The organism is Nonomuraea sp. bgisy101 (assembly GCF_057708945.1).
In genome coordinates this window covers 300548-321358 of record NZ_JBYITD010000001.1, presented here as the reverse complement: position 1 = coordinate 321358, position 20811 = coordinate 300548, and the positions used below count along the sequence as shown (strand labels likewise).

Annotated in this window: 19 protein-coding genes; 9 read left to right on the top strand and 10 right to left on the bottom strand. The window is 70.9% G+C overall.

The features are described 5' to 3' along the window. Position 1: 1 nt before the first annotated feature. Positions 2-1345, bottom strand: coding sequence for an MFS transporter (locus AC3EO4_RS01525; RefSeq protein ID WP_431893129.1), 1344 nt, complete (start codon positions 1343-1345; stop codon positions 2-4). Positions 1346-1802: 457 nt separating this feature from the next. Here AC3EO4_RS01525 and AC3EO4_RS01520 point away from each other — a divergent pair, with 457 nt between their 5' ends. Both AC3EO4_RS01520 and AC3EO4_RS01515 read left to right on the top strand, forming a co-directional pair. After that, positions 1803-2408 carry an RNA polymerase sigma factor gene (locus tag AC3EO4_RS01520; RefSeq protein WP_379579488.1) on the top strand — a complete coding sequence of 202 codons (606 nt, stop codon included), beginning with the start codon at positions 1803-1805 and terminating at the stop codon, positions 2406-2408. Continuing rightward, positions 2401-3522, top strand: coding sequence for a hypothetical protein (locus tag AC3EO4_RS01515; RefSeq protein WP_431893126.1), 1122 nt, complete (start codon positions 2401-2403; stop codon positions 3520-3522). Before AC3EO4_RS01520 ends, AC3EO4_RS01515 begins: the two co-directional genes overlap by 8 nt. Positions 3523-3558: 36 nt before the next feature. Here the strand turns inward: AC3EO4_RS01515 and thiI are convergent, their stop codons facing one another. From thiI to macS, 3 genes are all read right to left on the bottom strand, one after another. Continuing rightward, positions 3559-4755, bottom strand: a complete 1197-nt coding sequence (gene thiI, locus AC3EO4_RS01510; protein ID WP_379579491.1) for a tRNA uracil 4-sulfurtransferase ThiI — start codon at positions 4753-4755, stop codon at positions 3559-3561. Between the two features lie 442 nt (positions 4756-5197). Beyond that, positions 5198-5833 carry a response regulator gene (locus AC3EO4_RS01505; RefSeq protein WP_379579493.1) on the bottom strand — a complete coding sequence of 212 codons (636 nt, stop codon included), beginning with the start codon at positions 5831-5833 and terminating at the stop codon, positions 5198-5200. Between the two features lie 31 nt (positions 5834-5864). Further along, positions 5865-6965, bottom strand: a complete 1101-nt coding sequence (gene macS / locus AC3EO4_RS01500; protein WP_431893123.1) for a MacS family sensor histidine kinase — start codon at positions 6963-6965, stop codon at positions 5865-5867. A 115-nt stretch (positions 6966-7080) separates the two neighbouring features. Here macS and AC3EO4_RS01495 point away from each other — a divergent pair, with 115 nt between their 5' ends. Beyond that, positions 7081-8115: an MHYT domain-containing protein gene (locus tag AC3EO4_RS01495; RefSeq protein WP_379579497.1), complete on the top strand. Its 1035-nt coding sequence runs from the start codon at positions 7081-7083 to the stop codon at positions 8113-8115. Positions 8116-8330: 215 nt separating this feature from the next. Here AC3EO4_RS01495 and AC3EO4_RS01490 read toward each other — a convergent pair whose 3' ends face one another. After that, complete coding sequence (locus AC3EO4_RS01490) at positions 8331-9356, bottom strand: 6-phosphofructokinase (protein ID WP_379579499.1); 1026 nt, start codon at positions 9354-9356, stop codon at positions 8331-8333. Positions 9357-9477: 121 nt separating this feature from the next. Here AC3EO4_RS01490 and glpK point away from each other — a divergent pair, with 121 nt between their 5' ends. Further along, complete coding sequence (gene glpK / locus AC3EO4_RS01485) at positions 9478-10932, top strand: glycerol kinase GlpK (protein WP_431893119.1); 1455 nt, start codon at positions 9478-9480, stop codon at positions 10930-10932. A gap of 31 nt (positions 10933-10963) precedes the next feature. Further along, on the top strand, positions 10964-11668 hold the full coding sequence (locus tag AC3EO4_RS01480) for a Clp protease N-terminal domain-containing protein (RefSeq protein ID WP_379579503.1): 705 nt from the start codon (positions 10964-10966) through the stop codon (positions 11666-11668). On the opposite strand, the gene AC3EO4_RS01475 is transcribed toward AC3EO4_RS01480, so the two are convergent. Next, on the bottom strand, positions 11665-12591 hold the full coding sequence (locus AC3EO4_RS01475) for a lactonase family protein (RefSeq protein WP_431893117.1): 927 nt from the start codon (positions 12589-12591) through the stop codon (positions 11665-11667). The genes AC3EO4_RS01480 and AC3EO4_RS01475 overlap by 4 nt on opposite strands. A 31-nt stretch (positions 12592-12622) precedes the next feature. Between AC3EO4_RS01475 and AC3EO4_RS01470 the strand changes: the two genes are divergently transcribed. Then, on the top strand, positions 12623-13546 hold the full coding sequence (locus tag AC3EO4_RS01470; RefSeq protein WP_431893116.1) for a bifunctional helix-turn-helix transcriptional regulator/GNAT family N-acetyltransferase: 924 nt from the start codon (positions 12623-12625) through the stop codon (positions 13544-13546). A gap of 30 nt (positions 13547-13576) precedes the next feature. Here AC3EO4_RS01470 and AC3EO4_RS01465 read toward each other — a convergent pair whose 3' ends face one another. Together AC3EO4_RS01465 and AC3EO4_RS01460 are read right to left on the bottom strand one after the other, a co-directional pair. Further along, positions 13577-14752: an RNA polymerase sigma factor gene (locus AC3EO4_RS01465; protein ID WP_379579509.1), complete on the bottom strand. Its 1176-nt coding sequence runs from the start codon at positions 14750-14752 to the stop codon at positions 13577-13579. Further along, a complete protein-coding gene (locus tag AC3EO4_RS01460; protein WP_379579511.1) occupies positions 14749-15108 on the bottom strand; it encodes a YciI family protein in 360 nt (119 codons plus the stop codon). The genes AC3EO4_RS01465 and AC3EO4_RS01460 overlap by 4 nt, the downstream gene beginning before the upstream one ends. A 27-nt stretch (positions 15109-15135) precedes the next feature. Between AC3EO4_RS01460 and AC3EO4_RS01455 the strand changes: the two genes are divergently transcribed. Further along, positions 15136-15765, top strand: coding sequence for a GNAT family N-acetyltransferase (locus AC3EO4_RS01455; RefSeq protein ID WP_379579513.1), 630 nt, complete (start codon positions 15136-15138; stop codon positions 15763-15765). Between the two features lie 9 nt (positions 15766-15774). Then, complete coding sequence (locus tag AC3EO4_RS01450) at positions 15775-16353, top strand: TetR/AcrR family transcriptional regulator (protein WP_431893114.1); 579 nt, start codon at positions 15775-15777, stop codon at positions 16351-16353. Here AC3EO4_RS01450 and AC3EO4_RS01445 read toward each other — a convergent pair. Then, a complete protein-coding gene (locus tag AC3EO4_RS01445; protein WP_379579517.1) occupies positions 16335-17432 on the bottom strand; it encodes an alkaline phosphatase PhoX in 1098 nt (365 codons plus the stop codon). The genes AC3EO4_RS01450 and AC3EO4_RS01445 overlap by 19 nt on opposite strands. A gap of 140 nt (positions 17433-17572) precedes the next feature. On the opposite strand from AC3EO4_RS01445, the gene AC3EO4_RS01440 reads away from it, so the two are divergent. Further along, positions 17573-20275 (top strand): KAP family P-loop NTPase fold protein, encoded by a 2703-nt coding sequence (locus AC3EO4_RS01440; protein ID WP_431893111.1) that lies wholly within the window; start codon positions 17573-17575, stop codon positions 20273-20275. An 8-nt stretch (positions 20276-20283) separates the two neighbouring features. Here the strand turns inward: AC3EO4_RS01440 and AC3EO4_RS01435 are convergent, their stop codons facing one another. Beyond that, entirely contained in the window at positions 20284-20751 is a 468-nt protein-coding gene (locus tag AC3EO4_RS01435) for a Dps family protein (RefSeq protein WP_379579521.1), read from the bottom strand. Between the last annotated feature and the right edge of the window lie 60 nt (positions 20752-20811).

Genomic DNA, 20811 nt, shown 5'->3' with positions numbered 1-20811 from the left:
CTCAGGCGCGCCTCGCTGCTCCAGCCGGCCCTTCGGGGAACCCGGGCTCCCCCTCGCCGGCGTGACGTCCGGCGGCTCGGTGTGCTGCCGGAAGGGTCTTCCCCAGGCGCGCGAGGGGGGACAGGGCCATGAACAGCGGGGACAGGGACAGACCGGCGGCCGTCACCAGCAAACTGGTACGCAACCCCCACTGGCCGGCCAGACAGCCGCCGAGCAGCGAACCGAGCGGGGTCAGTCCCATCCCCACGACGTTGATGGTCGCGACGACCCGGCCCTGCATCCGAAGGGGCGTGATGGCCTGCCGTACGGCCATGACGTTGACGTTGACCAGCTGGCTGAAGACGCCGAACACGAAGTTGATCACCATGAGCAAGGGGATCGTGACGGCGGAGGAGCCGTGCAGTGCGGGCACACACAGCATCACACCGTCGGCGAGCGCCGCTGAAGACACCAGCACGACGCCGTAGCCGAATCTCCTCGGCAGCCTGGCCGACAGCAGCGATCCCACCAGCGCGCCCGGACCCATCGCCGCGAGCGCCAGGCCGACGGCCGCACCGGACAGGTGCAGTGTGCGTGGCAGGAAGAGCAGGTAGACGGTCATCAGGGCCGCGAAGAAGAACTGGAAGATCGCCGAGCAGGCACCCACCGCCCGCAACGAGGTGTCGCCGGCGACGAGGCGGAGCCCTTCGTGGAGCTGCCGCCACATCCGGGCGGGCCGTTCGGCCCGCTGAGGTGGCGACTCGCGTGGACGGATTCGCCTGATCGACAGGAACGACACCGTGAAGAAGAACGCGCTCGCCATGATGGCTGCCGGAGCGGAAAGCAGCGACACCATCGCGCCACCGAGCGCGGGTCCGCCGACCTGCGCGGCGGACCTGCTGCCCTCGAGCGCGCTGTTGCCCTGCGCCAGCTGGTCTCGCTTCACCAGTTCCACGAGTGAGGCCTGGTAGGCCACGTCGAAGAACACCGTGAGAACGCCCACGAGGAAGGCGACGACGAGCAGCGCGGGAATGCCGAGCAGGCCGAGGAGAGAGGCGACGGGGATCGCGGCCAACGCCACAGCCCGGCCGAAGTCCGCCAGCACCATCACCTCCCGGGGTCGCCGGCGGTCCACCCACACGCCGACGAAGAGCGAGAACAGCAGGATCGGCGCCTGCTCCACCGCGCGGAGGACGCCGACTTGGTCGGCGCCGGCGTCGAGTGCCACCACGGCGACGAGCGGCAGGGTTACCTGGGCGGCCTGCGCCCCGAGCTGCGAGGCGGTCTGACCGACCCAGAGCCGGCGGAAGTCGCCGTCCCGCCACAGGCTCGGCGGAACCGGCCGGACGGAGTCGGCCGCGTTCATCGCGGACCTCGTCCGCACGTCAGAGCGTCGAGGGACGCGATGCGACGCCGTGCGAGCACGGCGAGAGAAACGGATGGCACAGGGATTCCTTGAGCTGCCGAGGACGGTGCCCGCCGCCCGGCGCGCGACGACAGGCGCTCCGGCGAATCAGGCAGGGAAAGGCTCGCTGTGCCGCATGTCAGAGGCAGCACGCGATGACAGGTCGAACGTGACCTACGACGTCAACGCGCGCTCGGTTGACCGACCATCTCAGCTCCTCGGAGTCCTTCGCTGTTCGGAAGGCTAGCCGTCGGCCGTCCATCGCGAAAGCGGTTAAACGGCGGCCCGGCTCCCGGCTCGGACCTGTCTCGCCTCGATCATGAAATCTGGCCAGATCCCACATTTCATCGTCGAAAGTGCGAAGAAGATTCTGAGGTTCGGGCAATCAGCGCTGATCACTTCTCGAGAAAGGCGCCGGATGCATGACCCTGACCCCTACCCCTCCGACACGGATGCCGAGGGGGCGACCGACGCGTCGATCATCGAGAAGTCGCGCCACGAGCCCGAGTGGTTCTCGATGATCTTCGATCGGTACTTCACCTCGATCCGCCGGTACGCGGCGGCCAGGCTCGGGCCCAGTGCCGCTGACGACGTCGCCGCCGAGACGTTTCTCGCCGCCTTCGACCAGCGGGACCGCTACGACCTGACCTGCCCCGAGGCCCGGGCCTGGCTCTACGGGATCGTCACCAACCTGATCGGCAGGCACCGCCGGAGCGAGATCCGGTTCTATCGCGCCCTCGGCCGCTCGGTGACCAGGGACGACGTCGGCGACCACGCCGGCCGGGTGGCGGACCAGGTGGCCGCCGAGCAGCTGAGCCCCGCGTTGGCGCGGGGTCTGGCGGGGCTGTCCAAGGGAGACCGTGACGCGTTGCTGCTCGTCGCCTGCGCCCAGCTCAGTTACGCCGAGGTGGCGCGCGCCCTCGCCATCCCGATCGGCACCGTCGGCTCCCGGGTCAACCGGGCCAGACGCAAGCTCCGCAAGACATTGGGCCCCACGGCACAGGAGGTAGTGGACCATGGATGAGCTGCAGCAGTTGCGCGATCGTCACGACGCGCTGGCGGATCCTCCTCCGGAGAGCATCGCCGCGGCCCGTTCCCGGCTGACCGCCCACATCCGCCAGGCTCCGGTCAGGAACACCTCATGGCTTTCGGCCGCCCGCCGTGCCCGGCCCGCGTGGGGGCTCGGCCTGGCCGGCGCGGCCACTCTCACGCTGGTGGCGGCGGTCGCGGTGGCCGGTCCCGGAGTGGACAGGGACCGACCCGTGGAACGGCTGCCCAGCCCGCGTCTCGAGCCGCGCCCGCTCGAGTTGAGCCCGGTCGAGTTGCGCCCGGTCGCCAACGCGGAGGACCTGGCCAACAACGCGGCGGTGGTGGCCGCGGGCGACTCCGAGGCCACGCCCAAGCCCACGCAATGGGCGTACGTGAAGAACCGGTACGCCCAGACTCAAGGGGACGGCGGTGAAGGGCTGTTCGGCTCCCCGAAGAGGACGAAGACCCATGAGATGTGGCGCCGGGTGGACGACAAGAAGTTCGCCGTCAAGGAGAACGGCAAGCTGGAGGTGATCGAAGGCTCGGAGTTCGAGGTGGCCTACCCATGGCTGTTCTCGCTGCCGACCGAGCCCTCCGCGTTGCTCGCCCGCGTCTACGAGCAGGTCGACGCCGAGGACGCCAAGAGGCGTGCCGACACCTTCGCGAGGGCCAAGGTGCTGGCCATGAGGAAGGGGAAGACGTCTGAGGAGGCGACGGCGATCGCCGAGGAGGCGTCGCCTCCCCTGACCGCCGGGCAACGGAACATGTGGGCGTTCCAGCAGATCGCGCAGGGGATGCGCGATGCCGTGCTGCCGTCCAGGCTCCGCGCCGCCATGTACGGCGCCATGGCGAAGATCCCCGGCGTGCGGTACGAGGCCCGGTCCACGGACCTGGCCAAGCGATCGTGCGTCACCCTCTACCGCGTCCAGAGGGGTTACCTGCGCGAGGAGATCTTCATCGACCCCAAGACCTACGAGTACATGGGATACCGCACCATCGCCACCCGGGACCACGACGGAGGCGGCGTCCCCGTGAAGAGGGGCCAGATCGTCGGCTGGGACAGCCTGCTCAAGGCCGTGATCGTCGACAAGCCCGGCGAGCGCCGCTGACGAGTCGGAAGCGCCCCGTCGTGAGGGTCCGTGCCGTCAGAGGGTGTACTCCTGGATCGAGTCCGCCAGCTGCACCGCCAGCTCCTCGGCGTCGAGGCGCTTCTCGATCAGCTTCAGATCCTCGATCTTGGCTCGGGTCTCGGCGCGCTTGGGGGCCAGCAGCGTGCAGCAGTCCTCGTCGGGCAGTTCGGAGATCTCCAGCGTGCCGATGCGCCGCGCCTCGGCCATGATCTCCGTCTTGTCCCAGCCGATCAGGGGCCGGAGGATCGGCAGGTCGACCGCGTTGTCCTGGGCGGTGATGTTCTGGAGCGTCTGCGAGGACACCTGGCCGAGCGCGTCGCCGGTGACGAGCGCTCCCGCTCTGATGCGGTGCGCGACCTCCTCGGCCGTCTTCAGCATGAGCCGCCGCTGCGCGATCACCGCGAGCCTGTCCTGGCCCGAGGTCCTGATCGACTGCTGCGCCTTCCCGAACGGCACGACCCACAGGCGCGACTTGCCCTGGAAGCGGTCGAGCTTGCGGACGAGCGCGTAGGCCTTGTAGATCGACTCGGAGGTCGTGAACGGGATTCCCGAGAAGTGCAGGAAGTCGACGTGGAGCCCGCGTCGCATCATGCGGTAGGCAGCCACGGGCGAGTCGATGCCGCCCGACATCAGCACCAGGGCCCTGCCGCTGCTGCCGACGGGCAGACCGCCCTGGCCCGGCAGCCCGTCGGTGAAGACGAAGACCTCGTCGCGGTCGACCTCGATGAAGACCGTCAGCTCGGGGCGCTTCAGGTCGACCGGCAGCCCGTAGGTGTCGTTGATGGTGCCGCCGACCAGGCGGTCGAGCTCGTTGGAGCGCAGCGGGAAGCGCTTGTCGCGGCGGCGGGAGCGTACGGCGAACGTGGCACCCCGCTTGACCTCGTCGCGGTCCTTGATCAGCTCCAGCGCGGCCTTGACGACGGTGTCAGGGTCCTTGGCCACGCGCCACGCGCGGTGGATCCACACCAGGCCGGGCACGTCGGTCACCCGCTCGGCGACCTGGTCGGCCACCTCGACGGAGGTGCCCTCAGGCAGGAAGATCGCGATGACGCCGTGGCGCTGGCGCACCTCGGTCTTGAGGTCGAAGTCCTTCAGGGCGGCGCGGATGTTGCCGACGAGCCTGCGCTCGAACAGCTCGCGGTTCTTGCCTTTCAGGACGATCTCCCCCAGCTTGAGCAGAACGCACGGCTCGCCCAGGGCGGACATCGTCATGGCGGGAACCTCCGGGAGGAATGTGGAAACACAGCGCCATCTCCAACGCCGCGACCCATTGAGTTTAGTCCGCCTGGGAGCGGCGAGCCCCGCCCGGTCTCTTGCCGGTCCGGCGGGTTTCACCTCCCACCGGCGCCCGATACCGGGCATGAGGCATGAGGCACCGGCATAGGACGCCGGGCATGGGACGCCGGGATGGGACGCCGGACGCGGGCGACGGGATGCAGGACGCAGAGCGCGGGATTCGGGACACGCCCGCAGGAAGCGGGAACACGACATCCGCGTCGGAAAGGCGCGCCTCCGAGGGTCAGGGCGCCGGGCCCGGAAGGCACGGGGCCCGGACGTCGCGGGGCCCGGACGTCGCGGGGCCCGGAAGGCGCGGGGAGGTCGAGGGGATGGTCCGGGAACGGCGAGGGCCATGGAGAGTGCGGCCTTGGGGGTGTCAGGGGTCTTCGTCGAGGCCCTGTTCGATCGCGTAGCGGACCAGTTCCACGCGGTTGTGCAGTTGGAGCTTGTTGAGCGTGTTCTGGACGTGGTTCTGCACGGTCCGGTGGCTGAGTCCGAGCCGGTCGGCGATCTGCCTGTAGGACAGCCCCTTCGCCACCAGCCGCAGCACCTCCGTCTCCCGGTCGGTCAACCGGGGCCCTTCGGGCTGGGCCTGCGGCCGGGTCGCCAGTCTGCGGTACTCCCCCAGCACCAGCCCGGCGAGCCCCGGGGTGAAGACGGCGTCGCCCGCGGCGGTCCGCGCGACCGCGTCGAGGAACTCCTCCCTGCCGGCCGACTTCACCAGGTAGCCGGCGGCGCCCGCCTTGACCGCCTCCAGCACGTCCTCCTGTTCGGCGCTGGCCGACAGCACCAGGATCTTCACGCCGGGCAGCCCGCCGGCGACCTGCGCGCCGGACATGTCGGGCAGGTGCAGGTCGAGCACGACGACGTCAGGCCTGACCGCCTGAGCCACCCGCAGCGCCTGCCGTCCCTCGCCCACGGTCGCGACGACCTCGTAGCCGGCCTCGGTCAGATCCCTGGCCACCGCGTCTCGCCACATGGGATGGTCGTCGACCACCATCACCCGCACCATGCCGCAACTCTAGGGACTTCGGGCGAATCCGCTAGTGGAGGGGTGCGGGTACGGTGATCTCCACCTCGGTGCCCTCGCCGGGCGCGGAGAGGATCGACACCCGGCCGCCGAGATCGGCGACGCGTCCCTTGATGGACTGGGCCACCCCGAGCCGCCCGTCGGCGTGCGCCCGTTCCAGACGCCCTTCGGCGATGCCCGGCCCCTCGTCCCTGACGCTGACGGTCACCTCGCCGTCGCCCTGCTCGGCGAACACCCAGGCCCTCGCCTGCTCACCGCAGTGCGCGCGGACGTTGTCGAGGGCCGCCCGTACGGCGGCGGCCGTCTCCTCGGCCGTCGCGGTGGGCATGACGAGCGGCGTGGCCGGGGTCGACACCGTCACCTGGGTGGATCCGAGTCTCATGAGCAGCGCCCGCAGGTCGGCCGACCCCGTGGGGGCGGCCCGCACCGTGACGAGTTCGCGCAGCGCCGCCTCCTGCTCTCCGGCGAGCCTGCCGAGTTCGGCCGCCTCGCCGCCGATCTCCTGCCCCCGCCGTTTGACCAGGGCGAGCACCTGGAGCACCGAGTCGTGGATCCCGCGGGCCAGGCGTTCGCGTTCGCGCTGTGCGGCCTCCATCTCGACGGCCCGCTGCATGCGTTCCTCCGCGCGGATGGCCAGGCGTGCCACGTGCCCGACGACGATGCCCGCCATGAAGAGCAGGACCGCGCCGTTGATCAGGATGGGGGTGCCGGGACCGTTCACGCGTACCCAGAGGTCGGCGCCCGCCACGATCGCCGCCGCCACCCCGCCGAGGCGGCGCCCGCCGTACACGGCCCATGCCAGGACGGGTCCTGCGACCCAGATCGCGGGCACCGGCATGCTGCCCAGCTCACCCTGGAACTCTCCCTGCACGTACGGCGTGGCCAGCAGGCACGCCACCGCCACGAGCATGTCGATGACCAGCAGCGGCCACCCGCGCACGGCGTCGACGGAGTAGCAGAAGGTGGCGGCCGCGGTCCACAGCGCCATGACCGCGATGACCGTCCACCCCGCGACCGGATGGGCGAAGCCTTCGTGCTGGACCATCAGCACCGTCGCGTAGACGAGCGACGCGATTCTGAACACCGCGATCGCCCGCCAGAAGGCGAAGTCCATGAGACATTCTCACGTTTCCGACAGGATCGTCTGACAGATAGTTGAACTATCCATGCAAATAGGACAGGTCCGCTGCCACAATCCCGGAGATCCCTATGGCAAGGATTGTCACAACATGAATCATTTCACCCAGGGTCCGCTCACGCCGATCCTCGCGTACGTGATGTCGTGCATGGGGTCGATGCTCGGACTGCGGCTCACCGCCCAGGCCCATGCCTCGACCGGGGCCTCGCGTGCCCGGTGGCTCGTCGGCGCCGCCATCTCCATCGGCGGCACCGGCATCTGGGTCATGCACTTCATCGCGATGATGGGCTTCGACGTCGAGGGCACCGAGATCAGGTACGACGTGCCCCTCACCGTCGCGTCCGCGCTGGTGGCCGTCGTCTTCGTCGGTGCCGGGCTCTTCCTGGTGGCCTATGGCCGCGCCAAGGTGCTCGCGCTGCTCGGCGGCGGGCTGCTCACCGGACTGGGCGTCGCCGCGATGCACTACATGGGCATGTACGCGATGAACATGTCGGCCCACGTCTCCTACGATCCGACGATCGTGGCGGCCTCCGTCGTGATCGCGGTCGTCGCCGCGACGGTCGCGCTGTGGTTCACGCTGCGGGTCAGGCGCGCGGTGGCGATCACCGGCGCCGCCCTGATCATGGGCGTGGCCGTGTGCGGCATGCACTACACCGGCATGTTCGCGATGAGCGTCCAGGTACACGGCGAGCAGGGGCACGTGGGTGGCGCGGACGCGCTGTCGTTCCTCGTGCCGTTGATGACGGTGGTCAGCCTCATCACGCTGACCATGCTGCTGATGGTCATCCTGTCCCCCTCGCAGAGAGAGCTCCAGGAGGACGCCGAGCTGATGGCCCGCCTTGAGATGCGCCGTCTGGCGGCCGAACGCGCGCAGACCCTGCGCGCGCCCGCGAACGTCCCGGCGGGTCCGCCCGCGCAGGCGCGCACTCCGATGCCGGCCCAGCCTCGTCCCGGCCAGGGAAGGCCCCAACGCGGTGGCCCCGCCTACGGCGGCCCCGAGTACGGGAGTCCTGAGTACGGTGGCCCCGAGTACGGGAGGCCACAGGGAGGTCGGCCCGACCCCAGGAGGGCCCGCGCCCCGCAGGGCCGGCCCCAGTCCCGGCCCTACCCCTATCAGCAGGGCTGAGGTCTCTCCGGCAGGCACGCTCCAGCACACGCCGAGGCCTGTGGGGGCGGCAAGGCCTGCGACAGGCTGAGGCGGGGTCGCCGGACCGGGCTCCAAGGGTACGGCCTGCGCCCCTTACATCGGGCCGCGACAGTCAGGGCGCAAGCCGTACCTGGAGGGGAATGGAGCGGTCTCCCGCTCTGCCCTCAAGGTACGGCCCGCCACTTGCAATCGGCTTAACCGAAGAAGACCTCGGCCTCCTCGTAGCGCTCGGCCGGCACGGTCTTCAGCTCCGAGGTGGCCTCGTCGAGCCCGACGCGCACGATGTCGGTGCCGCGCAGCGCCACCATCTTGCCGAAGTCGCCGGCGTGGACCGCGTCGATCGCCTGCAGCCCGAACCTGGTGGCCAGCACCCTGTCGAACGCGGTCGGCGTGCCGCCGCGCTGGATGTGGCCGAGCACGGTCGTGCGGGCCTCCTTGCCGGTGCGCTTCTCGATCTCCTTGGCCAGCACCTCGCCGATGCCGCCGAGCCGTACGTGGCCGAAGGAGTCGAGCTCGCCCGCCTGCAGCTCCATCTGCCCCTCGACCGGGTGGGCGCCCTCGGCGACCACGATGATCGGCGAGTAGCGGGTGCGGAAGCGCGACTCGACGTACTCGCAGACGCGGTCGATGTCGAACGGCTTCTCGGGGATGAGGATGACGTTGGCGCCGCCCGCCATGCCCGCGTGCAGCGCGATCCAGCCCGCGTGGCGGCCCATGACCTCGCAGATGAGCGCCCTGTGGTGGGACTCGGCGGTGGTGTGGAGCCGGTCGATGGCCTCCGTGGCGATGTTGACGGCGGTGTCGAAGCCGAAGGTGTAGTCGGTGCCCGACAGATCGTTGTCGATGGTCTTGGGCACGCCGACCACGTGGACGTCACGGTCGTACAACTGGCGGGCGACACCGAGGGTGTCCTCTCCACCGATGGCGATCAACGCGTCGATCCCGCCGGCCGCGAGATTCTCCTTGATCCGGTCGACTCCACCCTCGATCTTGATCGGGTTGGTCCGGGACGAGCCGAGTATCGTGCCGCCACGCGGCAGGATTCCTCGCACGGCCTGAATGTCGAGCGGCATGGTGTCACCCTCGAGGGGGCCACGCCAGCCGTCTCTGAATCCGACGAACTCGTGTCCGTAAACGCTGACACCCTTGCGAACAACAGCCCTGATCACAGCGTTCAGACCGGGGCAGTCTCCACCTCCGGTGAGCACTCCAATACGCATGGCGGGTTCCTCCCGATGGGGTTCACGGCCAAACTAATGGGGCGGTGCGATCGGCGTATCGCCGACGCAACGCATTGTGCCCCCTGGCACCGACAATGGTCTAGACCAAAAGGTAGGCGTCGTGAGCGTTTTGGCGATAGACGCAGGCACGACCGGTGTGACCGCGCTGGTCGTCACCGACGAGGGGCGGATCGACTCGCGGGGGTACGAGGAGTTCGCCCAGCATTTCCCCCATCCGGGATGGGTCGAGCACGCGCCGGAGGAGATCTGGCAGGCGACGCTCGCGGCCTGCCGTACGGCGCTGGAGGGGGCCTCGGCGGCGCCCACCTGTGTCGGCCTCACCAACCAGCGGGAGACGGCGGTCCTGTGGGACCGGCGGACGCTGGCCGCGCCGCGCCGCGCGATCGTCTGGCAGGACAGGCGGACGGCCGAGATCTGCGCGCGGCTGCGCGAGGCGGGTCATGAACCCCGGGTGTCCGACCTGACCGGGTTGCGCCTCGACCCCTACTTCACCGCGACCAAACTGACATGGCTGGCCTCTCACGACCCGCGCGTGTGGGAGGGGGTCACGTCGGGCGACACCGTGGTCGGCACCGTCGACTCCTACGTCGTCGCCAGGCTGACGGCGGGCGCGCGGCACGTGACCGACCCGTCCAACGCCTCCCGCACGCTCCTGTACGGCCTGGCCTCGGGCACGTGGGAGGAGGAGCTGTGCGAGCTGTTCGGCGTCCCCTCGCACGCCCTGCCGGAGATCGTGCCCAACCACGGCGAGATCGGCAGGACGGACCCCGCGGCCTTCCTCGGGCTCGACCTGCCCATCACCGGGATGGCGGGCGACCAGCAGGCGGCGCTGTTCGGGCAGACGTGCTTCGGGGCGGGCGAGGTGAAGTGCACCTACGGCACCGGCTCGTTCCTCCTGGTCAACACGGGCGCGGAGATCGTCCGCCCGGCCGCGGGCCTGCTGTCGACGGTCGCCTGGCAGACGCCCTCCGGCGAGCGCACCTACGCCGTCGAGGGCGCGATCTTCGTGACGGGGGCGGCCGTGCAGTGGCTGCGCGACGGCCTCGGCCTGATCAGCACCGCGCCCGAGTCGGAGGCGGTGGCCCGCACGGTCCCCGACAGCGGCGGCGTGGTGTTCGTCCCCGCGCTGACCGGTCTCGGCGCTCCGCACTGGGACCCCGACGCGCGCGGCACGATCACCGGCATCACCCGCGGCACGACCCGCGCCCATCTGGTGCGCGCGACGCTGGAGGCGATCGCCTTCGAGGTGCGCGACGTGGTGGAGACGATGCCCGAGGTCGCCGCGTTGAAGGCCGACGGCGGCGCCAGTTCCAACGATCTCCTCATGCAGTTCCAGGCCGACCAGCTCGGCGTCCCTGTCGAGCGTCCTGTGGTCCAGGAGACGACAGCCCTGGGCGCGGCCTTCCTTGCGGGCCTCGGCTCGGGCGTGTGGGAGTCGACGGACGAGCTGCGCAAGACGTGGCGGCTGGAGCGGCGCTTCGAGCCCGGCCAGCGGGACGACGCCGCGTACGAGCGGTGGCGCGACGCCGTGAGACGAACGTCAACTCGCGGTTGACGTCGATGGGCCGTCAACTTATGGTTGACGCATGGAGAACACCGTCAGGCTCGACGACCTGATCTCAGCGATCAAGACCCGCGGGGGCGACACCCTCGCCCAGCTCTCCGACGCGGTCACCCTCGGAGAACACCTCGGCGACGTGGCCGACCACCTCATCGGCCACTTCGTCGACCAGGCCCGCCACTCGGGCGCCTCGTGGACGGAGATCGGCCGCAGCATGGGCGTGTCCAAGCAGGCCGCACAGAAGCGGTTCGTCTCGAAGGACGGCCCGACCCTCGCCGAGGACCTGCGCAACTACGCCCGCTTCACCGAGCGCGCCCGCCACGTGGTCGTCGAGGCCCAGTCGGAGGCCCGCGACGGCGGGAACGACCAGATCGAGGTAGGACACCTCGTCCTCGGCCTCCTGCACGAGCCCGAGGGGCTCGCCGCCAAGATCATGGTCACGCTCGGCGCGGAGCCGTCGGCCGTGCGGGAGGCGGTGATCGTCCCCGCGGGGCCGGGAGGCGGCGACGTGATCGCCTTCTCCGCCCAGGCCACCAAGGCGCTCGAGCTCACCCTGCGCGAGGCGCTGCGGCTCGGCCACAACTACGTGGGCACCGAGCACATCCTGCTCGGGGTCCTCTCACTCGAGGAGGGCTCCGCGGTGGAGGCGCTCACCGGCCTGGGCGTGACGAAGGAGGAGACGGAGAAGGAGCTCAAGCGGCTGCTGTCCGGCTATCTCGGCAAGAGCTAGCGCGGCAGCACGCACGCGGGCGCGACGGCGTCGATCCTGACGTCCGTCGGCTGGGGCACTCCCCCGCGCAGGGCCAGCAGCGTGACCGCGTCGCCGGTCTGGTTGGCCACGTACATGGTGGTGCCGTCGATGGCGAAGTGCCTGGGCCATGCGGCGCCGCTGGGCACCTCCGCCACCATCGCCAGGTCCGACGCGCGGAGCACGGAGATCGTGTCGGGACCGCGGTTGCCGACGTAGACGTAGTCGCCCGCCACGTCGATGTGCGAGGGGTAGTTCGTGCCCGGCTCCTCGCTGGCGGCCGCGGCCGCCAGCTCGTTCCAGTCGCGGTCGTAGGTGCGGACCGCGGCGTCGAGTTCGCCCGCCACGTGGCAACGGCCGCCCGAGAAGACCAGGTGGCGGGGGCCCATCCCGGCGGGCAGCTTGACGAACTCCAGGGCCCGGCCGTCGAGCGTGTACCGGCGGATCTCGTCGGTGCCCAGGTCGCAGACGTGGAGCACGTCCTCGTGGAAGACGGCCTGGTGGGCGTGGGGCCGCTCCTGCCGTTCCCATACCGGACCCGAGCCCTGGTGCGCGAGCACGATGGGGTCGCCGGCGAACGCGCCGGCCTCGTCGAGCCCGTGCAGGCTGACGACGCCGTCGCCGTAGTTGGCCACGGCCAGCAGCTCTCCGCCGGGATGCACGGCCAGGTGGCACGGCTGGCTCCCCTCGCTCGGCCGCTCGCCCAGGAGGGACAGCTCGCCGCCGGTCACCGTGTAGGCGGCCAGGGTGCCGCTGTCGTCCTCCCCCACGGCGTACAGCACGGGCAGCGTGGGGTGGGCCGCGAGGAAGGAGGCCTTGACGGCGCCGGTCCGCGCGACCACCTCCAGTTCCTGGCTCGCCGTGAGAATGTCGGGGCCGTATCCACCGATGAAGAGGTGCTTCACAGCAGACATCCTTTCATGCTTGACTATGTCAATGAACTCGTTGACCGAGGCAAGGATCTCCGAGATCAGGGCCTTCAATCGCTTCTACACCAAGGTGATCGGCGTCCTGCAGATCGGCATGCTCGATTCGCCCTACTCGCTGACGGAGGTGAGGGTGCTGTTCGAGCTGGCCAACGCCGAAGGGCTCGTGCTGGAGGCGGGCGAGCTGCGGCGGATGCTCGACCTCGACGCCGGATACCTCAGCAGGATCCTGACCAGGTTCGAGAGCGACGGCCTCCTCGCCAAGGAGCGCTGCTCGACCGACGCGCGCAAGCAGGTCGTCCGCCTCACCGAGGCGGGGGCCGCCACCTTCGCCCGGCTCGATCTGCGACAGAGCGAGCAGATCGGCGCGCTGCTCGACGGGCTGAGCGAGCAGGAGCAGTCGCGGCTGACCGAGGGGATGTCGTCGATCAGGACGGTGCTCGACAAGGCCTCGTCGCCCGCACGCGTGCCGTACGTCATCAGACCTCCGCGCACGGGCGACCTCGGGTGGGTCGTGTGGCGGCACGGCACGCTCTACGGCAAGGACTACGGCTGGGGCCTCGAGTTCGAGAAGCTCGTGGCGCGGATCGTCGGCGAGTACGACCCGGAGAAGGACGCGGGGTGGATCGCGGAGATCGACGGGGCTCCCGTCGGATCGGTCTTCTGCGTGCACAAGGACGAGACCACGGCGCAGCTGCGGATGCTGCTGGTGGAGCCTTCGGCGCGGGGGCTCGGCCTGGGCCGGCGGCTGGTGGAGGAGTGCCTGCGGCACGCGCGGGAGTCGGGATACAAGCGGATCATGCTGTGGACCAGGGACTCCCTGGTGAGCGCTCGAAGGATCTACCAGGCGGCGGGGTTCACGCTGGACTCGGAGGAGAAGTCGGTCGAGAACGGGGTGGACGTCGTCGAGCAGGTCTGGTCCCGCGACCTCTGACCCGGAGCAGCCGGGTCGGGCACGCCGGATCTACCGGGCCGCGCGGGATTCGAGGTAGCGCCGTTCGGGGACGCTCAGCGTCGTCCTCGCCGCCAGCTCGTAATGGACTCGCGCCGTCTCCCTGTCCCCTGCCAGTTCCAGCAGGTGCGCGCGGACCGCGTGCACCCGGTGGTGCCCCGCCAGCGCGGGGTCGCCCTCGGCCGTCGCCAGCTCCGCCAGCCCCTCCGAAGGACCCGACACCATCGCCAGGGCCACGATCCGGCTGAGCGTGACCATCGGCCCTGGTGCGAGGGCCCGCAGCAGGTCGTACAGCCCGAGGATCTGCCGCCAGTCGGTGTCGCCTGCGCTCGCCGCCTCGTCGTGCACCGCCGCGATCGCCGCCTGCACCTGGTACGGCCCGACGGGCGCCCCCGACAGCGTCCTGGTCAGCAGCGCCGTCCCCTCCTCGATCAGCGCCGCGTCCCACAGCCCGCGGTCCTGCTCGGCGAGCGGCACCAGCGTCCCGTCGGCCCGTGTCCTTGCGGGCCTGCGCGCGTCGGTGAGCAGCATCAGCGCCAGCAACCCCGCCACCTCGCCGTCGGCGGGCAACCGCGCGTGCAGCTGCCTGGCCAGCCTGATCGCCTCTCCGCTCAGCTCGACCCTGTTCAGCAGGGGGCCCGCGCCGGCGGTGTAACCCTCGTTGAAGATCAGGTACAGCACCTCCAGCACCGCGGTGACGCGCCCGGAGGGAGGCGAGAACGACGAACCGCTCGCCCTGATCCGCTGCTTGGCCCTGCTGATCCGCTGCGCCACGGTCGGCTCGGGGACCAGGAACGCCCTGGCGATCTCGGCGGTCGTCAGCCCGCCCACCGCCCTGAGGGTCAGCGCCACCTGCGAGTCACTCGTCAGCGCCGGATGGCAGCACATCTGCAGCAGGGTGAGCGTGTCGTCGAGCGCGGGCTCGGCCCGCACCTCCAGCGCGGCGGCGCTCTCCTCCCTGCGGCGGCGGGCCGTCTCGTTGCGCCACAGCTCGATCCTGCGCCGGGAGGCGACCGTGATCAGCCAGCCCTTCGGATCGCGCGGCTCACCCTCCTCGGGCCACTGGACGTGCGCCGCGAGCAGCGCCTCCTGCACGGCGTCCTCGCAGGAGTCGAAGTCGCCGTAGCGGCGCACGAGCGCGCCCAGCACCTGCGGCGCCAGCTCGCGCAGCAGAGTCTCGAAGCTCACCGCAGCTCCATCACCGGCCGTACCTCGACCAGGCCGAAGGCCGCCTCCGGCACCTGCGACGCCCGCTCGACCGCGCGCTCGAAGCTGTCGCACTCGACCAGGTAGAACCCGGCCAGGTGCTCCTTGACCTCGGCGAAGGGCCCGTCGCTGGTCGTCGTCCTCCCCTCGTGCACGTGGACGCGCCTGCCCTGGGAGGCGTCGGCGAGCGCCTCCGTCACGATCAGCTCTCCGGAGGCGGCGAGCTCCTCGTTGAGCGCGGCGTACGCCTTCCATCCCTCGGCCCGCTCCTCGTCGGAAAACCGGCCCCACAGCTCCCTGGTCCTCGGATTGCTGTAGATCAGGATCAGATACTTCATTCGTCGAGATTAGTAGGAGGAACCCCCATGACGCTGGCCGAGCTGCTGTCCGACGTGGCGGCGGGGAAGGCGCCGGAGGCCGACGGAACGGTGACGATCGTGCCCCAGCCCAGCCCACGTGACATGGGCGTGATCGCCTTCACCGGGCACAGCGTGGTCTTCGCCGACCTCGACCACGGCTGGTTGCGGGACAGGCTCCCGGTCGGCGACCTGTCCGCGCCGCTGAACCCGCCGTTCCTGCGAGCGCTGGAGCTGGAGACGGGACGGACGGTGGACAACATCGACGTGCTCGTCCTCGCCCGGCCCCTCGCGGGACCGCGGCCCTCCTGGCTCGCCGAGATCACCGGCGGCGACCATCCCCGGGTGGCGCGGGCCATGAGCCATCGCGACGCCGTCCAGGTGTGGGCCTGCGAGGAGGGCGTGCTGACGATCGGCAGGGGCGTCGCGGGACGCTGGGAGGTGTCGGTGGAGGTCGGCCCCGAGCACAGGGGGCGGGGCGTGGGCAGGCGACTGGCCTCGGCGGCGCGCGGGCTGTGCGACGAGCCGCTGTGGGCACAGATCGCGCCGGGCAACGCGGCCAGCCTGCGGGCCTTCCTGGCCGCCGGGTTCGCGCCCGTGGGCGCCGAGGCCCTGCTCGTGGCCGACGAAACTCGGTAAACTGCTCGCATGTCCGACCGTCCGGTACGCCGCCAGGCCCGCGGCCTCAAGCGCATGGCCGAAATCCTCGACGCGGCCGAACAGGTCATCGCGGAGGTCGGCTACCCCGACCTGACCACGAACCAGGTCGCGGCGCGGGCGGGCATGTCCCCCGGCTCGCTGTACCAGTTCTTCCGCAACAAGGACGAGATCCTCGACGGCCTGGTCGCCCGCTACACCGACGAGCGCCGCGAGTTCTGGGCCGAGCGGCTGGCCTCCGTCACCCCGGAGGTGCCGCTGGAGGCCATGGTGGCGGCCTTCGTGGACGAGAGCGTGGCGTTCAAGGGCCGCTCGCCCGCCTACTGGGCCCTGCTGTACGGCTCGGCGACGGGCGACAGGCTCGCGGCGGCCTCGCAACGCCTGCACGCGGCGATCGCCGAACAGGTCGCCGAGCTGCTGGTCCGCCGTTCCCCCCTGCTCGACCGCGACCGGGCGCTGCTCATGGGCACGATGGCCGTCTCCATGGTCAAGGCCGTCGTCCCGCACAACTCGCCGGAGCTGACACGGGAGCTGAAGGTGGCGCTGATGGGCTATCTGTCCGGCGCCTGAGCGAAGGGGCCCGTCACCTCGAAGGTGTGCCCGTCGAGGCCGCCCGAGTCACCCTTCCTGCCGCGCTGGGAGGAGAAGTAGAGCCGGCTGCCGTCGGGGGAGAACGCGGGCCCCGTCAGCTCCGAACGGTCGTGGCCCGACAGGCGCAGGAACGGTGAGACCCCTCCTGACGGGCTGACCAGGCTGATCTCCATGTTGCCGCCGTCCTCGGCGACGAACAGCTGCCCCGCGCCCGTACCGGTGACGTTGTCGGCGCCCCGCACGGTCGACAGCGCCTCCAGGCTGCCCGCGGCGGCGTCGTAGGCCCAGACCTTGCCGTCGCCCTTGGTGGTGAAGTAGCAGACGCCGTTCATGTAGTGGCAGCCCTCGCCCCCGTCGAAGTGCCTGGCGTCGTCGACCTGGTGGCGGGTGGCCCTGGTGAGCGCGGCGGGCGAGGGGACGCGCCGCCAGGCACCCGAGGTGGTCAGCACGTCGAGCGTGCCCTCCGTCAGGTCGCCCCAGTCGCGTGGCCTGAACCGGTAGAAGCAGCCGTCGGGCTCGTCCTCCGTCAGGTAGACGACCTGCCTGTCGGGGTCGCAGGCGGCGGCCTCGTGCTTGAAACGGCCCATGGCCAGGCGGGGGCGGGCGGCGCGGGAGCCGTACGGGTCGCACTCGAAGACGCGGCCTCTGAGGATCTCCTCGCACGACAGCCAGGTGTTCCACGGGGTGGCGCCGCCTGCGCAGTTGAGGTTGGTGCCCGACAGGATCCTGTACGCGTCGCGGACGGATCCTTCGGGCCCGAACCTGAGCGCGGACGCGCCGCCGAGCAGCGGGATCTCGGAGTTGGACACGTAGATCCAGCCCTTGCCGTCGGGGAAGCACGCGCCGCCGTCCGGCGCGGCGTGCCAGGTCAGCCCCGCCACCTTGCGGCCCGAGCGGGCGACCACCCGGCCCGTGAAGCCCTTGGGCAACGCGAGACCGTCGGCGTTCGGCTTCTGGAGCGCGCCGTACGGGCCGACGGAGGCGTCCGCCTTCGACGAGCCGAGCCACAGCGAGCCCACGACGACGGCGCCCGTGCGGAGGAGAGTTCTGCGCAACATAGGGCCTCCCTGTCAGTTGCCACGCTAGGCCCAAGCCCTTACCCAGTGGATCGGAATGACATGAATGGAAAGGGATCTCGCCGTCAAACTCTGCGCAAACCCTGCGCCGACCACTGATCCGGAGCCCCAGCATTCTGGACATGACACCCGTGCAGCTCGCTCCCAGGATCAAAGGGCGCAGGGCGCTGGTCTACCTGGACGGCGAGCCCTCGCGCAGGCTCGCGCACGCGCTGCGGCTGTGCGGGTTCGAGGTGGCGACCGGCGAGGCGGAGGCGCCGTTCCCCGCCCTCGCGGCGTTCCTCCAGTCGGCCGAGCCCGGCGAACTGCTGCTGGTCCGCTGGCCCGCAGGCTCGGCGTGGGTGCCGAGCGCGTTCACGGGACTGATCTCCGAGTTCGCCCGGCGGCTCGGTGACTCGTGCGCCGCCGCGCTGCTGCTGGTGGTCGACTTCGGCTGGGTTCTGCACAGCGGCCCCGGCGAGCCCGGCCACGCGCGGCTCGACGTGCCGGGCGACCCGCCGGTGGCGGCCGCCGCCCTGACGGCCTCGCTGGGCACCCGCGCCGAACGTCCAGGGCCCGCCCCCTCGCTGAGCGGGCTGCTGGCCGAGGGGCTGCTGTCGCGGCGCGGGACGGTGACGGTGTCGGACCTGTACGCCATGGCGAAGGAGGGCTACGAGGGGCTCGGCTCGGACCTGCGCGCGATCATGTTCAGCCACGGCGACATCGAGGACGTGGCGGTCAGCGCGGGCCGTCCCGAGGGAGAGGCGGCACTGGGGCAGACGGCGGCGCTGCTGAGGGCGGCGGGCGAGCGCGAGGTGCCCGAGTCGGCGGCGGAGATCGTCGCACGTGTCCACGACCTGCACCTGAGCGAGCAGGCGCGGCGGCTGCTGCCCGTGGTCGCGCTGCTCGGCTCCGCCGAGGAACTGACGGCCGACCACGCCGAGCTGCTGGACGCCCGCGAAGGCCTGGACGAGCTCGTGAGGTGGGGTCTGGCGCCTGCGCCGCACGAGGCGGTGCGCGAGTTCGGCAGGTCGCTGCTGACGCGGGAGGAGTCCGAACGGCTGGCGTGGAGCCTGCGGCGCTTGCGCGCCCGCCGCACCGCCGTACGGCCGAGGGCACGGCTGACACCGGACAGGTGGACGCTCGACGACCGGCTCGGGCACCGCGTGTACGCCGAGGCGATGGCCGCCTTCATCCGCCACCCCGACACACAGCCGCCGCTGACGATCGGCGTGAAGGGCCCGTGGGGCGTCGGCAAGACCTCGCTCATGCGGATGGTGCAGGAGCTGCTCGACCCGGGCGCGACGGGCGAGAGCCCGGTCCGCCTGCGACCTCCGCGCCGCGAGCGCGGCCAGGTCACCAACGCCGAGATCCTCGATCGGGTACGGCGTGCGGTCACCTCGCGCGAGGACAGGGCGGTCCCCGACGCCGACGGCGACTGGCGGCCCACCGTCTGGTTCAACCCCTGGATGTATCAGGACGGGGAGCAGGTGTGGGCGGGGCTCGCCCACGAGATCATCACCCAGGTCACCCAGCGCCTTTCCCCTACCGAGCGCGAGCGGTTCTGGCTGGAGCTGAACCTCGGCCGTGTCGACAGGGAGTCCGTCCGCCGCCAGGCCTACCAGCTGGCGCTCACCAGGCTCGTGCCCGTAGGGATCGGCCTGGCGGGAACGCTGCTGCTGTCGGGCGCGTCGCTCGCGGCCGAACAACTGCTGCCCTGGTTGAAGGGGTCGGCCGCGGCGATCGGGGCGGCGGGGGCGGTGACCGCGGTGGCCACGGGGACACAGCGGATCGCCAGGTTCTTCGGCGAGTCGGCGGGCGGCAGCTTCAGCGGCCTGATGCGCCCGCCCGACCCGCTCGGGCTCGGCTACGAGCACGACTACCGCGGCAAGGCAGGCTTCCTGCACCTGGTGCAGACCGACATGCGCAACGTGCTCGACCTGGTGGCCACGCCCGAACGCCCGCTCGTGGTGTTCGTCGACGACCTCGACCGCTGTTCGTCCGGGACGGTGGGGCAGGTCATCGAGGCGATCAACCTGTTCCTCGCGGGCGAGTTCCCCAACTGCGTGTTCGTGCTGGCGATGGAGCCCGACGTGGTGGCCGCTCACGTCGAGAGCGCCTACCGGGGGCTGCGGCTACCCGAGGGCGTCGGCTGGCGCTTCCTCGAGAAGATCGTGCAGCTGCCTCTGAGCGTTCCCCAGCTGGACGACGACCGGCTGCCCCACTACCTGCGCGTCCTGCTCGGCATGCCGTCGGGCGACGCGCCGCCGCCCGCGGAACCGGTGCGGGAGGAGGAGGTCGACAGGGTCGAGGCGGCCATCAGGAAGCTGTCGCCCACCTCGGCGACGCTGGAGCACAGCGTCCGCCGCGCGGAGGCCGCCCTCGGCGCCCGCCCGGAAGAGGTACGGCGCGCCGCCGACCGCGTCTTCGGCGACCTCTACAGCGACGAGAACGCCTTCCACGCCATCGAGGCGACGCTGCCGTGGCTGGACCTGCGCAACCCGCGCGAGGTGAAGCGGTACCTCAACGTGTTCCGCTTCTACTCGTTCGTCACCTACCGGCGGCAGCTGGCCGGGGCGCCGCGGACGCCGGACGCGGCGGTGGCCAAACTGGCGGCGCTCACCGCCGGATGGCCGCACCTGCTGTCGACCCTTTCCAGAGAGGCGCATCCGGGCGCGACCGTACTCGACCGGCTGGAACGGGCGGCGCTGCGCGGCGACGGCGACGCCTGGCTTCGCGCGCTCATGGAGGCGGACGTCGCCACGCATGGGGCGGCGGAGGAGTCGCTGCGTCTCCTGCTCGCCACGCGTCCGCCGATCGCCGCGCTCGCCACCGACCTGCTGTAGCCGCGCCTCTACCGCTGGGCCTGGAACATCCAGTGCTGCTTCTCGATGTCCTGAGTGACGGCGATGAGCAGGTCCTGGGTGACGGGGTCGGGCTCGTCGGTCGCGGCGACCCGGTCGCGCATCCTCCTGATGACGCCTTCGAGGATGTCGGTGAAGGTGGCGACGACCTTGCCGTCCTCGATCCACCCGTGCTCGGGCTGCTGCACCTTCGTCGATCCGGAGATCGTGGCCGCACGCCCGTCAGGGTTGATCCCCAGCGCGACGGCCCTCTCCGCGACGGTGTCGGCGTGCTCGCGCGCCACCGCCACCAGCTCGTCCAGCTGCAGATGCAGCGGGCGGAAGTGCGCGCCGATCACGTTCCAGTGCGCCTGCTTGGCCACCAGAGACAGATCGATCAGGTCGACCAGCGCCCCCTGCAGGGCCTCCGCGACGATCTTCCGCGCGTCACCCGACAGCGCTCCGGTGATCGTGGCCATGAGGTTGTCCTCCCGTCGCTCGACACATGAGGTTCTGTCTGAAACAACCAACATCACCAG